Consider the following 17748-nt stretch of genomic DNA (forward strand, 5'->3'; position numbering starts at 1 on the left):
GGGGGAACAATGGAAACGGTCATCATTGAAGCAATCTCAGGCAACGCGTGGGTTCGTGATAGTAACGGAAACATAAGAGAGTTACGTGAAGGGGATGTCGTTCAACCCGGCGAGACAATCATTACGGATGCCAATGCAAGCGTAATTGTCTCTACGCCTCAGGGCGTGGCGCTTCAGCTACCATCTGGTAGTGAGCTTTCTCATGCAGATATCGTTCTGCATAGCCCCGAGCCTGATGAAGGCAGACATTTTTCTGAAGCAGAGAAGGCATCAAAAGCCGAAGTACAACTAGAAGAACAGATAGAAGAACAGCGCATTACCCAGTTGGATAGCGCTCACCTGTCACAGGGCTCGTCTTCCGCGCCCATTATTAGTAAAGACGGGTTAACGTTTGTAATGCTTGAGCGCATTGAGCTGCCGTTGCCGCCTCTTGCGTACGCTTATAACTACGAGCGGGGTGACGAACCTCTTTACCGCCTTAACGGTTGGGAAGGGACTAGCGAAAGTTTTGAGCCTATAACGTCAGCTTTGGAGGTGAGAGTTGAGTTAGAAGGCGCTAATGATGACGGCATCTATAGTCAGGATGAGATTGGTGAAGACGGCACCGTTATCGCCCAGGTCACTCTGGGAGAGGGCACCCAGGTAGGTGACACTCTGATTGTCACCGACAAAGACGGTAATGAACTGCTGAATCGTCCGGTCACCCAGGACGACTTGGATAATGGCGTTACGGTGGAAGTCCCGGTTGCCGAAGGTGACACCGATGTCAGCGTGACCGCTACAGTGACTGATCCTGCAGGTAACTCGTCTAGCGATAGCGACACAAAACCAGTGGCTAACGATGAGCCGCCACAGGATAACGAAGCCCCAGCGGTATCTGTTGAGCTAATTGGTAGCGGCGACGACGGCACCTACAGCCAGGATGAGATTGGTGAAGACGGCACCGTTACCGCCCAGATCACTCTGGAAGACGGCACCCAGGTAGGCGATACCTTGGTGGTGACCGACAAAGACGGCAATGAGCTGCTGAATCGTCCGATTACACAAGACGACTTGGACAACGGCGTTACGGTGGAAGTGCCGGTTGCCGAAGGCGACACTGACGTCAGCGTGACCGCCACGGTCACCGACCCAGCGGGCAATTCCAGCAGCGATGACGACAGCAAACCAATCGAGCCGATCGATGACGTACCGCCCGCAGTTTCGGTCGAGCTGACTGGCAGCGGCGGTGACGGCACCTACAGCCAGGACGAGATCGGCGACGACGGCACCGTTACCGCCCAGGTCACGCTGGAAGACGGCACCGAAGTCGGTGATACCTTGGTAGTCACCGACAAGGATGGCAATGTCCTCTTTGACGGAGAAGTCACCCAGGACGACCTGGATAATGGCGTTAGCGTCGAAGTCCCGGTCCCCCCGGGTGGCACCGACGTCAGCGTCAACGCCACGGTCACCGATCCAGCAGGCAATTCCAGCAGCGACGACGACAGCAAGCCAATCGAGCCTATCGATAACGTACTGCCCGCAGTCTCGGTCGAGCTGATCGGCAGCGGTGACAACGGTATCTATAGTCAGGATGAGATCGGCAACGACGACACTGTCACAGCCCAGGTCACTCTGGAAGACGGCACCGAAGTGGGCGACACCCTGACGGTCACCGACAAGGACGGCAATGTTCTCTTTGACGGAGAAGTCACTCAAGACGACCTGGATAATGGCGTTACGGTTGAGGTGCCGGTTACCGAAGGAGACACTGACGTTAGCGTGACCGCCACAGTGACTGATCCTGCAGGTAACTCGTCTAGCGATAGTGACACAAAACCAGTGGCTAACGATGAGCCGCCACAGGACAACGAAGCCCCAGCGGTATCTGTTGAGCTAATTGGCAGCGGCGACGACGGCACCTACAGCCAGGATGAGATTGGTGAAGACGGCACCGTTACCGCCCAGATCACCCTGGAAGACGGCACCCAGGTAGGCGATACCTTGGTGGTGACCGACAAAGACGACAATGAACTGCTTAATCGTCCGGTCACTCAGGACGACTTGGACAACGGCGTGACGGTGGAAGTCCCGGTTGCCGAAGGTGACACTGACGTCAGCGTGTCCGCCACGGTCACCGACCCAGCGGGCAATTCCAGCAGCGATGACGACAGCAAACCAATCGAGCCGATTGATGACGTACCGCCGACTGTCTCGGTCGAGCTGACCGGCAGCGGCGACGACGGTACCTACAGCCAGGACGAGATCGGCGACGACGGCACCGTTACCGCTGAGGTCACCCTGGAAGAGGGTACCGAAGTTGGCGATACCTTGGTGGTTACCGACAAAGACGGCAATGTTCTCTTTGACGGAGAAGTCACCCAGGATGACCTGGACAACGGCGTTAGCGTCGAGGTCCCGGTCCCCCCGGGTGGCACCGACGTCAGCGTCACCGCCACGGTCACCGATCCGGCGGGTAATTCCAGCAGCGACGACGACAGCAAGCCAATCGAGCCGATTGATGACGTACCGCCCGCGGTCACGGTTGAGCTGACCGGCAGCGGCGATGACGGCATCTACAGTCAGGATGAGATCGGCGACGACGGCACCGTTACTGCCCAGGTCACCCTGGAAGACGGCACCGAAGTCGGTGATGCCTTTGTAGTCACCGACAAAGACGGCAATGTCCTCTTTGACGGAGAAGTCACTCAAGACGACCTGGATAATGGCGTTAGCGTCGAAGTCCCGGTCTCGCCGGGCGACACCGACGTCAGTGTGACCGCCACGGTCACCGACCCGGCAGGCAACACCAGCAGCGACGATGACACTAAACCCGTCGATATCACATCCCCAGCGGTATCTGTCGAGTTGCAAGGGGCCGGAGATGACGGCACCTATAACCAGGATGAGATTGGTGAAGACGGCACCGTTACCGCCCAAGTTACCTTGGAAGAGGGCACCCAGGTAGGCGATACTTTGGTGGTCACCGACAAGAACGGCAATGTCCTCGACGAGCGAGAAGTCACCCAGTCCGACTTGGATAAGGGCGTTACGGTGGAAGTACCAGTTGCCGAAGGCGACACCAGTGTCAGCGTGATCGCCACGGTCACCGACCCAGTAGGCAATATCGTTAGTGACGACGATCAGAAGCCGGTGGATTGGGATGTCTCGATCGATGTGCCCAACGATAATGACGCCACCGTGCCGGATGGCAACATCAATGACCAAGTGGTATTCGAAAGCGGCTTGGCCGATGGTTCTGCCCCGAACACCGACGACACTCGGGTTGAGTCCAGCCTGACGCTGACCGCCCTGGATGGCTTGCAAGACACGGGTGCGGTGACTTTGTCCTACACCGATGTGGATGGAAATGAGGCGTCCCTCGAACTCAGCCGAGCCGAAGTAGAAGCACTGGGCGATACCCCACAGAGCCTGACCACCCAGTACGGCGAGCTGACCCTGAATGGCTACAGCCAAGCCGCTGACGGCACGCCTGGTCGACGGCGAAATCACCGTGGACGCCAGCGCCGAAGACCGCAACGGCAACCCGGTCAGCGACAGCGACAGCGGCGAACTCGACGCCACCGCCGGTACGCTCGACGTCACCCTGGGTGACCTGGCCGACAACACCGCCGTGGAGATCAGCGGTACCACCAGCGACGTCGCCGACGGCGAGACCGTCACCCTGGTGATCACCGACAGCGAAGGCAACGTGGTCAACGCCACGGCCACCGTGGGTGCCGACGGCAGCTACACCACCACCGAAGACCTCAGCAGCCTGGTCGACGGCGAAATCACCGTGGACGCCAGCGCCGAAGACCGCAACGGCAACCCGGTCAGCGACAGCGACAGCGGCATGCTCGACGTTACACCTCCAGCTGTCACCGTGGCACTGCAGGGCGCTGGCGACGACGATGTCTACAACATCGACGAAATTGCTGCTGGCGAGCCTAATAGCGTAGAAGCCTTAGTGACGTTCCAAGCGGGTACTAAGGTTGGCGATACGCTGGTCGTTAAAGATGCGGGCGGTAACACGCTGACCACCGTAGTGCTGGAGCAGGAAGACATTAATAACGGTGTTACTGTTTGGGTAGCTGTGAGCGAAGGTGCGACTAACGTCAGTGTTAGTGCCACGGTCACGGATCCTGCGGGTAATAGCGCCAGCGATGATGACAGTAAAGACGTCGCCAATGTAGCTCCAGAAGCCACGATCACGATAGATGCACTTTTTGGTGGGGATGACTTCCTGAGCAATAGTGAGTCTAACGAAGAGCACTCAATCAGTGGTTCCGTTGGTGGAGATGCGAAAGCTGGTGATACGGTTGAAGTCACGGTTGGCGGGGAGACTTATGTCACGCAAGTCAATCCAGATGGCAGCTCGTGGGTAGTGAATGTTTCCAGCGATAAAGTGGCTGGGCTATCTTCCGGAGATGTGACTGCTAGCGTTGTAGGAAATGACCAATTTGGTAATACCTATGAGGCAGAGACTGATCGGCCATTTGAGGTTCAGCCACCTGCGTCGCTCAATGTAGGAGGAAATGGAGAGGACACAATTGAAAGTGGCGGTGGTGATGATGTCATCATTGGCGACCGTGGTGGGAAGGTCACGATTGTAGACCCTGCCACTAACTACAACATTTCCTTGATCGTTGATACGTCCGGTAGTATGGATAATGCATCTGGCACTCCGGGGTTAGATAGAATGGAGCTGACAAAGCAAGCATTGACTCAATTGGCTCATCAGTTGAAAGATCATGAAGGAACTATCAATGTTCAGCTAGTTCCCTTTGCCAAATATGCAGGAAGTGGCATCACTATCGAAAACCTGAATGCCGGTAATGTGCAGAGCCTTATTGATGTTATTGATGATCTTGACGCCAGTGGTGGAACCAACTACATGGCTGCTTTCCAGAAAGCGGCTGACTGGTTTAATCAGCAGAATGCTAAACCTGATGCTGCTGACTTCGAGAATCTTAGCTACTTCTTGACCGATGGTGATCCAACGTTCTCCTTCCATCCCGTTTCTGGACAGGTAACTGGTCCGGGTAACTCAACCAATTACGACGTGTTTAAAGCTTCTGTGGATGCCTTTGCTGGGCTTTCTGGTTTGAGTTCTGTGAATGCCATCGGTGTTGGCAACGGGGTATCGCAAGATTATCTCAGGTTCTTTGACAATACCGATCAAGCTGGAAGTGCTACGGAATGGTTTTACAGCAATTGGTATGGTTGGCAGAGTGTTTCTGGTCCAATAGGTGAAGTAGATATTGTTAATACCGCTGCTGATTTAGCTGCGGCTCTTAAGGGAAGTTCCGAGTTCGATGAACTTGAGCCCTTAGGTGCTGACGTCATTACTGGAGGGCAGGGGGATGACATTATCTTCGGTGATACTGTCAATACCGACCACCTCGAATGGACGAACCAGGATACAGGTGATGTCTTCACTGCAGGAAGTCACGATGGCTTGGGTTATCAAGGGTTGCGAGAGTTCCTGAAGTGGGAAGTTAATAGCGGCACGGTGCCTAACGATGACCAGATTCTTGACTATGTTCGGGAAAACTGGGAATCCTTAATTGATACTGCTCGTGCTGATGGTGGTGGTAATAGTATCGACGGTGGTGCTGGTGACGATATCTTGATCGGAGGTGCTGATAACGACACTCTCATTGGTGGCGAAGGTAACGATTTGCTGTTCGGTGGCCTCGGCGCTGACACCTTCAAGTGGGAGTTAAACGACCAAGGCACTGTGGATAGTCCCGCCATTGATACAGTGATGGATTTCAATGCGAGTGAAGGCGACAAACTGGATATTGGTGAGTTATTGGATTATGAAAACGGTGATTCGCTAGATGCCTATATTGTCGCCGAAGAAGATAGCGGTGATACAGTGCTGTATGTCAACTCTGAAGGAGGCTTGGCAGGCGATAAGGAGAATGCTGATCAAGTTATTCGTTTAGAGGGCAAGAGCTTCTCTGACTTTGGTGGTGGCGGATCACAGGATGTCATCCTCCACATGATCCAAAATGGCAAGCTAGATATCGAATAATCTTTATCTACCCCAACAGGCCGCCCAATGGGCGGCCTCGTAGTTTTTAATGACGTGTTACGTTTAGCGACACTTAAGCGCTTTTACTTACAGAGGAAGCCGCTATGCTTTACATCAAACGCAATGCCCAAGGGGAGATCGTGATGCTCAGTAAGGAGCCATCGCCTGAGTGTAATGACACTATTAATGATGATTCGTCAGAAGTGTTTGCTTTTCTAGCTGAGCAAACGGGGCAGTCAGCACAATTTATTGCATCTGACTTAGCGTTTGTACGGGTAGTGGAAGATATGCTTGAAGTGCTGCTAGAGAAGGGAGTGCTTAGTTTTACTGACTTACCTTCGGCAGCGCAGAGTAAAATCATGGAACGTAAATCATTGCGGGCGAAGAATGATGTCAATTTGATTAGTGATGATGGTGGTATTATCTAACACGGCGTTACAGGATAACGCCGTGTTATTGCTGGTTGATTTAGCGAAGCTGCTTACACGCGCACGCCTGGGCCAGTCGCTCCGTCAACGCCTACGCTGAAGAGGTTTTCCAGTTCGGCTTGTTCAGTAACGCCCTCCGCTATCACCTGAATGCCAAGGGAGTGGCATAGGGTGGCCATACCTCGCACGATGGCTTGCTGCTCATGAGATGTGTGAATCCCCCCGATCAAGCTGCTGTCTATTTTTAGATAGGCAAGGCCGATGTCATGCAAATCGGCAAGCTTGGTGAATTCTGCCCCGACATGTTCAATGCCAAACCGGCAGCCTAAGGGCCTTAGCGCGGCACATAGGCCGCGAAGGCTACCAATAGCGTGGCTGTTCAACATAGCGGGCACTTCGAAGCACAGCTGTTTGGCAAGTTGAGGTTGTTTTTCGAGCAACATTCTTAGCTCAATAACAAACTCAGCATTAGTAATTGATGCAATTGAAAGGTTAATACCAAGAGCGTGTTCTGGGTTGTAAGCGAGTTGCTCAAGGGCTTTCTTAACCACGGCAATATCGAGCGCGGCCTCTAAGTTAAAGCGCGAAATCCAGGGAATAAACATACCCGCTGTTTGCCAGTGATTGGCAAGCTCTAGGCGAGCAGGGCATTCGTAATGGAGTATGTCATGGTGGGCATCAATAACTGGGAAATAAGCGAGCTGGGGCCCCACTGCAATCGCAGTATTTAGCGCCGAACGCCATTCGGCATGATTGCCAAAGAGAGAGTTATGCTGATGCTCTCGTATAGCCACTGTGGTGTGGGCGCTCGCGCTTTCGGCTTCAGCCAGAGCGTCATCTAACGTAGCCAATAAACCGCTTCGATCATCATGAGGGGTGTAGGCCACCACAGCGGTTGGCAAACGCAGGCCGATATTAGGTGCCTTGAGCGCGATGGTGTCGAGTGCTTGGTGAAGGCGCGGTGTGAGTACGCTGGTATCTGCTTCTAAAGGCAGCATGAGGATAAAATCACTACCGTTTAATCGCCCAATCAGCGCCTCTTCTGGCGTGGGGGCCAGCTGGGAGAGCTGTGACACTAACTCACTGAGTAACTGATCAGTGGCCTGGTGGCCTAGCTGCTCATTAAGGATTTCAAGTGACTCCACTCTGGTCATTATCATCAGCCCTGTTGCTCGGGCATCTTCACTCCCCAGTAACGACGACAAACGGCCCATAAACACATCGCGATTGAGTGCCCCTGTGACACGGTCGTGTTGCAGATGGCGACGTAGCTCATCCAGTTTTTGGCTTTCCTGGCTGAGCATTTGGTGCACATTCGCAGACAAAGCGTTCATTGCTTGGGCCACTTCACGTAGTTCTAATGTGCGGGGTTCTTTAATAGTGGTAAAACGCCGAGCGCTGATATCTTTTGCTTGGGCGACAACACGTACAAGAGGGTGCTTTATGCCGCGCACCACAACGGTGGTGATGGCGAGACTGATAGCACCGGCCAGTAAGAACCAGCCTGTAAGCTCAAGCATGATGCGCCATAAAGAGGCATAGGCGAAACTGTGCTGGCTTTCGAGTTCAAGCGTACCGAATTGTCGCCAACCGTCTTGAATAGTTGCCGTACCGATCGGCACATCAAAGTGAATAACGTTGCGGAACCAAGCAGGTACGTCACCCCTGTATTCGTTGGCTGAACGCTCAATGAGCACCTGCCCTTCGGTGTCTCGCAGGGTAATGCGGCGATAATAGCCAGTATCAAACTGTGCGGAGGTTAACAGTTCGAGCGTCACCAAGTCCTTATCGAGCTGACTCATGGAGAGTGCCAGTGCCGTTGCATTATCTTCGTTTTTAATGCGCACTTCCTGCTCAATATAGTCACGGCTCGAGGTGATGCTGATCGCAAGGCTGCCGATAAACGAAAGCAACAGTAGCGCAATAATAGCCAGCCAGAGCTGTTTAATCAGCGACATAGTGCTTAATCCTCTTAAATAAAACCTTGTGATTGCATTCGTTCAACGACACTGCGCCAGCGTGATAACCGCGCTAACGGGTCGGCACGTGATTGCGTTGTGCCTCCAGCCCATAACCCTTCGCTATTAAAACTGAACACTGGGTCTAGGTCGGTGCGCTGAGAAGCAGGGGTGATAGAAGGCACAATATTATCAAGTACTAATGGCTCGGCGCTGGGCGTTGAATAGTAGCCAAGTACCATGTGTGCCTGGGTGATCTGACTGCGGCCAATGCGTGCTCGAACATAAATCATGCGCAGGCTTTCGCCGCTAACACCTAGTTGCTTCAAGGTGATGTACTTAGCAATGGAGTAATCTTCACAGTCGCCTTGTGCTTTACCCATGGCCTCTAATGGTGTCGCCCAGTAGTCCTTTTGTCCCCATACGTGGATATCATCAATCCAACGGACTCGGCGATTAAAAAAGTCATTGACCTCGCGAAGTTGCATTTGCACCTCTTGCCCACGCAAACGCTCCAACAGGGCAAACCACTCTTCTAAAACAGCAAGACCGCTTTGGCCATACTGTTGCTGCATACTCTGCCGTAAACGTTGGGGGTTGAAGGCGGTTGCAGGCGAAGCGTGAAAACCTAACCCCGCACCCAGCACAACCGCGCCGACAGTAGCTAAAAACTGTCGACGCGAAAGTTGCTTAAATGGAGGGTGAGTGAGTACAGGCATAAACGCCAAGAGCAATGGTTAATAAGTATTAGACTACAAGCTGCGGCGTTGAAGTGCACTCTTTCCTTAGCGCTATCTCCTGATTAGAAAGTGCTCGCGTTAAACGATGAAATGAGGCTGTCGCTATCTTATTCGGCGGATGCTTGAAATACGCTGTTGAGCAGTGGTTCAAGTGCTGGCCAAACGTTGTCTAGAATAATTGGTTGAGCTGCTGCTGTGGGGTGAATGCCATCGTCTTGCATTAGTTGCTCGTTAAGCGCTACGTCTTCCAACAAGAAGGGCACCAGAGGTACGTCGTACTCATCAGCTAACGAATGAAAAACACCGGTAAAGGCATCACGGTAGGCTTGGCCATAGTTGGGAGGAATATCAATACCGAGCAGCAGTACATCAGCACCCGCCTGCTGGCTTTGTTCAATCATGCTAGCTAGGTTAGAGCGCATTTGAGTAGGCGGTAGGCCGCGTAACCCATCGTTGCCACCAAGCTCCAACAGAACGATATCAGGCTGCTGTTGTCCGATAATGCTAGCTAATCGTTGTGCACCACCGGACGTCGTTTCACCGCTGATACTGGCATTGATAACGTCTGCTTCATCTTCTAGACGCTCAGCCAATAACGTGACCCAACCCATTTCTTGCTCTATACCATAGGCGGCACTAAGACTATCGCCCATGACTAAAAGTGTTGGGCGTTGGTCGGCGTTGAGCGCAGGTGCGCTAAAGATGACTATCAGTGCCAGCAACCCTCCGGTTACCATGCGGTTCAGCCTTTGCCTCGCTACAGGGATGCCATGCTTCATGTCTTACTCCTCTGATCCACAAGCCAACTTGGATCCAAAAGCTAACTTGGACCCAACAACTAATTTGCCAACCGATATTGCCTCTTCGCATCAGCCCACCACCGACACCATCACCGCTAGTAATGTTCCTCACAAGCAAGTTCACCAGCCAGTATTACATGCTGAAAAACTTTCTAAACAGGTGAAAAGCGGAGAGCGTTCGTTAACTATCTTACACGACCTTTCGCTGAGCGTGGCAGTGGGAGAAAGTGTTGCCATTCTTGGTAAAAGCGGTGCTGGTAAGTCGACCCTGCTAGGGTTGTTGGCAGGGTTGGATACACCCAGTGATGGTGAGCTCACGCTATTTGGCCAGCCGCTGAGCCGAATGGATGAAGATGGGCGTGCCGCACTGCGTGCCGGAAGAGTCGGTTTTGTATTCCAAAACTTTCAGCTACTACCGACGTTGAGCGCATTAGAAAATGTGCTACTGCCGTTGGAGTTGTCTCCCCGAGCGGGAGAAACTCAGGCAGCGGCTCAATGGCTGGAACGAGTCGGGCTGGCTGAGCGCACAGAGCATCTGCCTAAGCAGCTTTCGGGAGGCGAGCAGCAGCGTGTTGCCATTGCACGCGCATTCGTTACTGACCCTGAACTCGTCTTTGCCGATGAGCCAACAGGTAACCTTGATCCCGATACGGGCGCACAGATTATTGACCTGCTTTTCACGCTGAACCGTGAAGCGGGCACGACGCTCATTTTAGTGACCCACGATCACGCACTTGCCCGTCGCTGCGACCGATGTTTGCGTCTGGCTAACGGGCAGTTGATGCCGTTCGAGCCAACCGCTGCTGCCAGCGGGGGTAGCGATGAGTGATATAAACTGGCGGCTTGCGGCACGTAGTTTGAAGCGTGACCTACGTGCCGCTGATGTTCGCGCGCTGTTTGTCGCGCTGGTGTTGGCAGTTGCGGCTTCTACCATGATCGCCTTTTTTTTAGACCGCCTAGAGCGTGGGTTAGAGCGCCAAGCAAGTCAGATGCTGGGCGGCGACTTAGTTCTCGAGCAGCGCGAGCCATTCTCTGAGGAGCTACGCACGACGCTAGAGCAAGCGGGCTTTACGCTGAGTGATCAGGTTGATCTGGTGTCAATGATTAGTCGGGGTGAGCGCTTTCAGCCAGCTAGCTTGAAAGCGGTGGATGATGTCTATCCTCACTATGGCGTTTCCCATGTGGATCGTGGCAACGGGGTTGAGCAGATTGCATCAGGCCCTCCGCCTGGGGAAGTCTGGGCAGACCCACGGTTAGCGCAGCTGATTGATATTGAGATAGGCGACCGAGTTCAGGTAGGCCAAACAGAACTGCTGATTAGTGGAATTATCGAGCGCGAGGCGGATCAGTCTGCCGGTTTTAGTAATTTCAATCCTCGTTTAATGCTCAATACCGCCGACTTAGATGCAACAGGATTGGTGCAGTTGGGGTCACGGCTCGAGTTTGAGCTACTTGCTGCTGGGCCTCCTGCAGCACTGGAGCAAGTGCAGGTCTTACTGGCCGAACTAAGGCGTAATGGGGTAGATGTACGTGATGTCCGTGTTGACCGTCCTCAGTTAGGCAACGCGCTTCAACGCGCTGAGAGTTATCTGGGGCTTGCCGGATTGGCGGCCGTATTGTTAGCGGGCGTCGCGGTGGCTATGTCGACTCGCCGTTACGTTGAACGCCACCTGGACACCGCGGCGTTGCTGCGCTGCTTCGGTGCTAGTCAATATCAGCTGGTGACTATTTTCACCCTGCAATTAATGGGTCTCGCACTAATAGCCGCAATTATTGGCGCGCTGTTGGGGCTTATTGGTCAAGCTGTGCTGCTGTGGCTGTTAACTAGTTTTTTACCTATGACACTGCCGCCCCCCGGCATTATGCCGCTCTGGCTGGGCATTTTTACTGCGCTTGCGGTACTGGTTGGTTTTGCTGGCCCCACACTGTTACGCATTAAGCGTGTCAGTGCGCTGAAAGTGTTGCGTCGTGAGCTTGACCCACTACCGCCGTCTGCTTGGTTAGTCGTGGGAGTTGCCAGTCTAGTGTTTGGTGGCCTGCTGTGGCTTTACTCAGGTAGCTTTTCGCTTGCCTTGGCGCTACTCATCGGTGGTGCGGCCCTGTTAGGGCTTTTATGGATGGCTAGCACGCTGTTGCTAAACGGCCTGTTGAAAGCTGTTCAACGGCTTTCCGGTGGAAGTGAGTGGGGCCAAGCGTTTCGGCTAGGCGGCAGGCAGTTGGCCCGCCGAAAGCAGGCAGGGCTTGGGCAACTGCTGGCGTTTTCGGTCACGTTTTTTGCGATGGCGATGATCGTACTAGTGCGGGGGGATTTATTGTCCACCTGGCAAGATCAGTTGCCGGCGAATACCCCTAATTACTTTGCTATCAATATTCAGCCCAGTGAGCGAGATGCTTTCGAAGAGGCGGTTGCTCCGCGGGTGGAGACTCAAAGCACTCTATACCCAATGGTGCGCGGAAGAATCAGTGCTATTAACGGTCAGCCGCCGATAGAAGCCGTTCCGCCTGATGCCAGAGGTGATAACTCGCTGCGCCGTGAACTGAATCTTACCTGGCAATCAGAGTTGCCCGAAGGTAATCAGGTCGTCGCCGGAGAGTGGTTTTCACAACCGCGTGAGCCACAGGGGTGGATGAGTGAGGTGGAGGCCACGCCTCAGGAAGCTGCTAACGTTGTGCCCATCTCCGTGGAAGATGGACTAGCAGAGCGCCTTGGCCTTGGGTTAGGCGACGAGCTAACGTTCTCCGTCGGTGGTGATACGATCACTACCCGTATTGAGAGCCTGCGCAGCCTTAACTGGGATAGCTTTAACCCAAATTTCTTCGTTATTTTTCCACCGGGCGTACTCGAATCGTTTGGCCATAGCTTTATCACCGCGTTTCACTTGCCAGAACAAGAGCAGAGTTTAATCCGACAATTAGTCAATGATTTTCCAGGCGTATCACTGCTCAACGTGGATGCCATCTTAGGCCAAGTGCGCGAGGTGCTTACCCAGGTCACCCGAGCAGTGGAGCTAGTGCTTATTCTGGTTCTGATGGCTGGTGTTAGTGTGCTTTATGCAGCACTGACGGCTAGCCGACCGGTACGTGCCCATGAGAGCGGCTTGCTGCGTGTATTTGGTGCAGGTAACCGAATGATTTCACGGGTACAAGGTGCTGAATATGCGCTGCTTGGTTTTGCCAGCGGTTTGATGGGGGCCTTCCTTGCAGAGTTTACCACTGCCGCGCTTTATCTCTATTGGCTTGATTTAACACCGCGCCTGCATGTGAGCTTATGGCTAGTTCTGCCCTTAGGGGGCGCATTACTGATTGGTATTATCGGACATGCCCTTTCTTATAGCCTGCGGCGTCAAGCGCCTGCGGCGAGCTTGGGGTTGCTTGGTGAGGCTTAACAAAACTTTACCAAGTGCTATGCTTAGCGCTTCTCACAAGGAGGTCATGACATGTCTGTGTCTGTAGGTCATCGCCAGCTTACTGCTGGGGTTTCGTTGCTGCTACTTTCCGGTGCGGTGAGTGCGTCACCTCAGCAGCTTGAAGCAGAGCTTCGTGAGCGGCTAGGTAGTGAGTCGAGCGCATTCACAGTTGCCCAAGTGTATGAGCAGCCTGACGCTATTGTCGCTGAAGATATTGCTATCACTTATGCGAATGGCGATGTGTTTACTATCGAACGTTACCTCGTTGAGGGGGACTATCATCGTCCAGACAATGTCGTTATTGATGGTATGGCCGTTAGCGAGGCAGGTAACTCATTGCCTTTTCTCAGCGTTGCCTCCATTGAATTGCCTAACGCCTCGCAAGCAGTGCCGTCGATTGATGAAATGAGTGCACCTGACATGGTATGGAAGGCACTGAATGCGCGTGATATCACGCTAAACCTACAGGGTGGGGCGGCGGATGAGTTTTTTAGTGAGCTAGATTCTCCTCCGTTTGAGGGGCAACTGCACATTGAAACGCTGACGTTTGAAGAGGTCAGCAGTAGCGCCATTGGCTTGTTCGATATGCAGGGCGTCAGTGCCGATTTTGAAGACTTGGAAAGTGGGATTAGTTCGGTTCTTTCGCTCGCTAATTTGCGCATTGAGCAGCTAACCGGAATCGATACACCTGGGGAGGAGAGCGTGGAACATGCCGCGTTGAATGGCATGGATCTGTCCGGGGATGGTTGGCGCGTAGCGTTGGATAGCGCCTGGGTAGAAGGCAATTCCTATGTGGGCGATGCGGGCTTCGAAGGCGCATTTTTTGATATTGGTGGGCTGCTGCCTTTATTGCCACTCGAGCAACGACAAGCGTTCGAAACCTTCAACAAAATACTCACAGGGGGAAGTGGTCAGTTACAAGCTGAAGGACGCAGTCACTCTCGCTGGGAGGAAGAGGGGGCAACCGACCGCTTGATCGCTGATGGCTATGTGCGCTTGAGTAGTGCTGCGGGAATTGAATACAGCCTTGATTTGCCAATCAGTTTGCCAAAAAGCGTTTCCATTGAGCAGGCAATGCAAAACCCTGCGTTGTTTGAATCAGCCACGTTGCATGGTGGTGAGGTCGTTGTGGCTTATACCGATGAAGGGTTGCTGCCGCGATTAACTACCGAGATCGCCGCGCACGAGAATATTACCGAAGCGCAAGCAATCTCTATGGCGGTGGGGCAGGCTCGTCAGCTTGAGCCCTTGTTAGGCTCGCAAATAACCAAATTAATGACCGGGATGGTCGACATTATGGCTGGCCATTCCCAAGCCTTAACGGTCAATGTTGCATTACCCAATCCGTTTACTTTTAACCAATTCATGATGAACCCGATGGCGAGTACTGAGCGGTTTACGTTCACCTATGAGCTAAAGTAGCGCGGTTGACCAGTTAGTCAGTTTTTTGATGACGACTGCAACATGAAATACGCTCATGCACGACCTGACGCGGATGCGATGAAAGTCGCGTCAGGCTGCGTTATGATAGCGGCCTAGTTTCCCCATGATGATCCTTTTGTAACGAGGTTCCCGCCGATGTTCAGCCGCGATATGACAATTGCCGGATTCGATGATGTGCTTTTTGACGCGATGCAAAAAGAAGTTGCACGCCAGGAAGCTCACATTGAATTGATTGCTTCTGAAAACTACGCCAGCCCCCGCGTACTGGAAGCGCAAGGCAGCCAGCTGACCAATAAATACGCCGAAGGCTATCCAGGTAAGCGCTACTACGGCGGCTGTGAATTTGTTGATATCGCTGAAAATCTTGCGATCGACTACGCCAAGCAGCTGTTCGGCGCAACCTACGTGAATGTTCAGCCTCACTCTGGTTCACAGGCCAACAGCGCGGTTTTCCAAGCGCTGGTAACGCCGGGTGACACCATCTTGGGGATGAGCCTGGATGCCGGTGGTCACTTAACCCATGGTGCCAAGCCTAACTTCTCTGGCAAGCACTACAATGCTATCCAGTATGGGCTGAACGAACAGGGCTTGATTGATTACGATCAGGTGGCTCAGCTTGCTCGCGAGCACAAGCCCAAAATGATCATTGCTGGTTTCTCTGCCTACTCGCAAATTGTCGATTGGGCTAAGTTCCGTGAGATCGCTGATGAAGTAGGTGCCTACTTGTTGGTTGATATGGCGCACGTCTCTGGCTTGGTTGCTGCAGGCATTTACCCAAGCCCGCTGCCCCATGCTCACGTCGTCACATCTACCACGCACAAAACCCTGCGTGGCCCACGCAGCGGCGTTATTCTCTCCGCTGAAAACGATGCGGATATCGAGAAAAAGCTGCAGTCAGCTGTCTTCCCGGGTGGTCAGGGCGGCCCGTTGATGCATGTTATTGCTGCCAAGGCGATCTGCTTCAAAGAAGCTATGGCGCCTGAATTCAAAGCTTACCAGCAGCAGGTGGTCAAAAACGCCCAGGCGATGGCCAAGGTGTTTATCGATCGCGGTTACGATATCGTTTCTGGTGGTACCGAAGATCACCTGTTCCTGCTGTCTTTGATCAAGCAGGGCGTGACCGGTAAAGATGCTGACGCCGCCCTGGGCCGCGCCCACATTACTGTGAACAAAAATGCGGTGCCTAACGATCCGCAAAGCCCATTCGTGACCTCTGGTTTGCGTATTGGCACCCCGGCGGTGACCACGCGCGGGTTCAGTGAGCAAGAGTGCAGTACATTGGCCGGTTGGATTTGTGACATCTTAGATGTACTTGCTAAAGGTGAGGACACTAGTTCAATCGAAGCCCAAGTGCTGGATAAAGTGGCCGAGGTTTGTGCACGGCTTCCGGTTTATAAATAAGCAGCTATAACCATTCTCCTTGGCTAAGGATAGCCACAAAGAACGGGCGGCCCATTCGGGTCGCCCGTTCTTTGTTAATGCTCCGTTCTTTTTAAGAATAAGGTCCTTAGTTCAGCTTTTCGAGAGCGGCCAAGCTCTGTTTTACCAGTGCGGCTGCGTCTGCTTGCGAAGCTGATTCGCTATAGCAACGTAGCTCCGGCGCATTACCAGAGGGGCGAAGATGCACAATATCGCCATTTTCAAGCGTAGCTCTTAGGCCATCGGTACTATTCACCACTGAAATTCGAGACTGAAGCCCTAACGTTTGCTGCATCAGCTCAGGCGAGGTTTGCCACTCGGCCAGCAACGCATGGCTTTTCTCTGTGGCGAAATCTTTGAGTCTATCGCTTGCCGTATAACGAGCAGGTAAGTCAGCGATTAACTGCGAAAGGTTAACCCCGCGTTGGGCGGCCATCACCATTAACGTAAGAGCAGGTAGTAGCGCATCACGGGTGGGTAGTGCGGCTAACTGACGGCCATCGTTTTCTAGACTGCTTCCCAATAGAAAGCCGCCGTTGGCCTCAAACCCAGCCACTCGCGCAAATCGCTTATTGAGTTCAGCCATACTGTCCAATACATAGGGTGAGCCGATACGCGTGCGCTCAACTAGCCGGAAGGCACCGCAGGCTTCTATCGCCGTATTGCAGCTTACCGGGACAGCCAATGCTTCGATTCCCAATGCACGGGCGCAGAGCAAACCTACGATATCACCACGCTGCCATGTCCCCGTTTCATCCCCCAGCAATGGGCGATCACCATCACCATCAGTAGACAACAGGGCCTGTAACTGGTGCTGGCTTGCCCAGGCACGACCTTGGGCCTGATCCTCGTCGCTAACGGCTTCGGTATCCACGGGAACGAAGGCCTCGCTGCGGCCCAACACCACCACATCCGCACCTAACTCGCTCAAAATATGCGCGCTTAAATCACGGCCTGCAGCGGAGTGCTGGTATAAACCTACCCGCCAACCTTTCAATGGTTCACCTGGAAACCACGCTGTGAAGCGTCGGGAGTATGCCTTGTTTGCTGCTTCAGAGATCTCGCTGCGTGCTGGTGCAGCGAGGGGAGGTATTGCTGCCTCGGCATTAAGAATGGCAATTTCATCAGCTTTGGTGATCTCGCCATCGGGGCGATAAAACTTGATGCCGTTCCGGTCAAACGGGATATGACTGCCGGTAATCATAATGCAGGGTATGCCATCCGCCATCGCTTTCAGCGCCAGCGCGGGCGTTGGCAATACGCCATAGTCATCCACCTCCACTCCCAGCGCATGGGCAGCGCTAGTGCAGGCGGCTGCCATCGCGGGGCTGCTGGGGCGGCGATCCATGCCTAACGCAATGCGCTCCACTGGAAAGGATGTGCGCATGGCGCTAATAAACGCCACGGTAAAGGCCGCACATACTTCATCGGTAAACTGTTCAACCAGCCCTCGCGCGCCGCTGGTACCAAAAGCAATGCCGCTGTCATCAATAATCGCGGTCGTGGAACGTACTGAGCTCAACATGTA

At 53.5% G+C, this 17748-nt stretch carries 11 protein-coding genes; 7 read left to right on the forward strand and 4 right to left on the reverse strand.

The window, feature by feature from the left end; all coding sequences use genetic code 11:
• Positions 1–9: 9 nt before the first annotated feature.
• The 3 genes from CEK60_RS22595 (at position 10) to CEK60_RS00695 (ending at position 6453) form a co-directional block, all read left to right on the forward strand.
• Positions 10–3597: a hypothetical protein gene (locus CEK60_RS22595; protein ID WP_232471441.1), complete on the forward strand. Its 3588-nt coding sequence runs from the start codon at positions 10–12 to the stop codon at positions 3595–3597.
• On the forward strand, positions 3497–6025 hold the full coding sequence (locus CEK60_RS00690) for an Ig-like domain-containing protein (RefSeq protein WP_269768704.1): 2529 nt from the start codon (positions 3497–3499) through the stop codon (positions 6023–6025). The genes CEK60_RS22595 and CEK60_RS00690 overlap by 101 nt, the downstream gene beginning before the upstream one ends.
• Before the next feature lie 104 nt (positions 6026–6129).
• Complete coding sequence (locus CEK60_RS00695) at positions 6130–6453, forward strand: tryptophan synthase subunit beta like protein (RefSeq protein ID WP_089037379.1); 324 nt, start codon at positions 6130–6132, stop codon at positions 6451–6453.
• Between the two features lie 53 nt (positions 6454–6506).
• On the opposite strand, the gene CEK60_RS00700 is transcribed toward CEK60_RS00695, so the two are convergent.
• From CEK60_RS00700 to CEK60_RS00710, 3 genes are all read right to left on the reverse strand, one after another.
• Entirely contained in the window at positions 6507–8411 is a 1905-nt protein-coding gene (locus CEK60_RS00700; protein WP_089037380.1) for an EAL domain-containing protein, read from the reverse strand.
• 14 nt (positions 8412–8425) lie between these two features.
• Complete coding sequence (locus tag CEK60_RS00705) at positions 8426–9130, reverse strand: transglutaminase-like cysteine peptidase (RefSeq protein WP_089037381.1); 705 nt, start codon at positions 9128–9130, stop codon at positions 8426–8428.
• 128 nt (positions 9131–9258) lie between these two features.
• A complete protein-coding gene (locus tag CEK60_RS00710) occupies positions 9259–9930 on the reverse strand; it encodes an arylesterase (protein ID WP_089037382.1) in 672 nt (223 codons plus the stop codon).
• Here CEK60_RS00710 and CEK60_RS00715 point away from each other — a divergent pair.
• The 4 genes from CEK60_RS00715 (at position 9929) to glyA (ending at position 16202) form a co-directional block, all read left to right on the forward strand.
• On the forward strand, positions 9929–10780 hold the full coding sequence (locus tag CEK60_RS00715) for an ABC transporter ATP-binding protein (protein ID WP_232471442.1): 852 nt from the start codon (positions 9929–9931) through the stop codon (positions 10778–10780). The genes CEK60_RS00710 and CEK60_RS00715 overlap by 2 nt on opposite strands.
• Positions 10773–13337 (forward strand): ABC transporter permease, encoded by a 2565-nt coding sequence (locus tag CEK60_RS00720; protein WP_089037383.1) that lies wholly within the window; start codon positions 10773–10775, stop codon positions 13335–13337. The genes CEK60_RS00715 and CEK60_RS00720 overlap by 8 nt, the downstream gene beginning before the upstream one ends.
• A gap of 51 nt (positions 13338–13388) precedes the next feature.
• On the forward strand, positions 13389–14780 hold the full coding sequence (locus CEK60_RS00725; protein WP_089037384.1) for a hypothetical protein: 1392 nt from the start codon (positions 13389–13391) through the stop codon (positions 14778–14780).
• A 156-nt stretch (positions 14781–14936) separates the two neighbouring features.
• Positions 14937–16202, forward strand: coding sequence for a serine hydroxymethyltransferase (glyA, locus tag CEK60_RS00730; RefSeq protein ID WP_089037385.1), 1266 nt, complete (start codon positions 14937–14939; stop codon positions 16200–16202).
• Positions 16203–16308: 106 nt separating this feature from the next.
• Here the strand turns inward: glyA and CEK60_RS00735 are convergent, their stop codons facing one another.
• The gene (locus tag CEK60_RS00735; RefSeq protein WP_232471443.1) at positions 16309–17745 is read right to left on the reverse strand and encodes a phosphomannomutase; all 1437 of its coding nucleotides are present in this window, start codon (positions 17743–17745) and stop codon (positions 16309–16311) included.
• Between the last annotated feature and the right edge of the window lie 3 nt (positions 17746–17748).

The organism is Halomonas sp. N3-2A, assembly GCF_002216165.1.
In the GTDB taxonomy this organism is placed as follows: Bacteria; Pseudomonadota; Gammaproteobacteria; order Pseudomonadales; family Halomonadaceae; genus Vreelandella.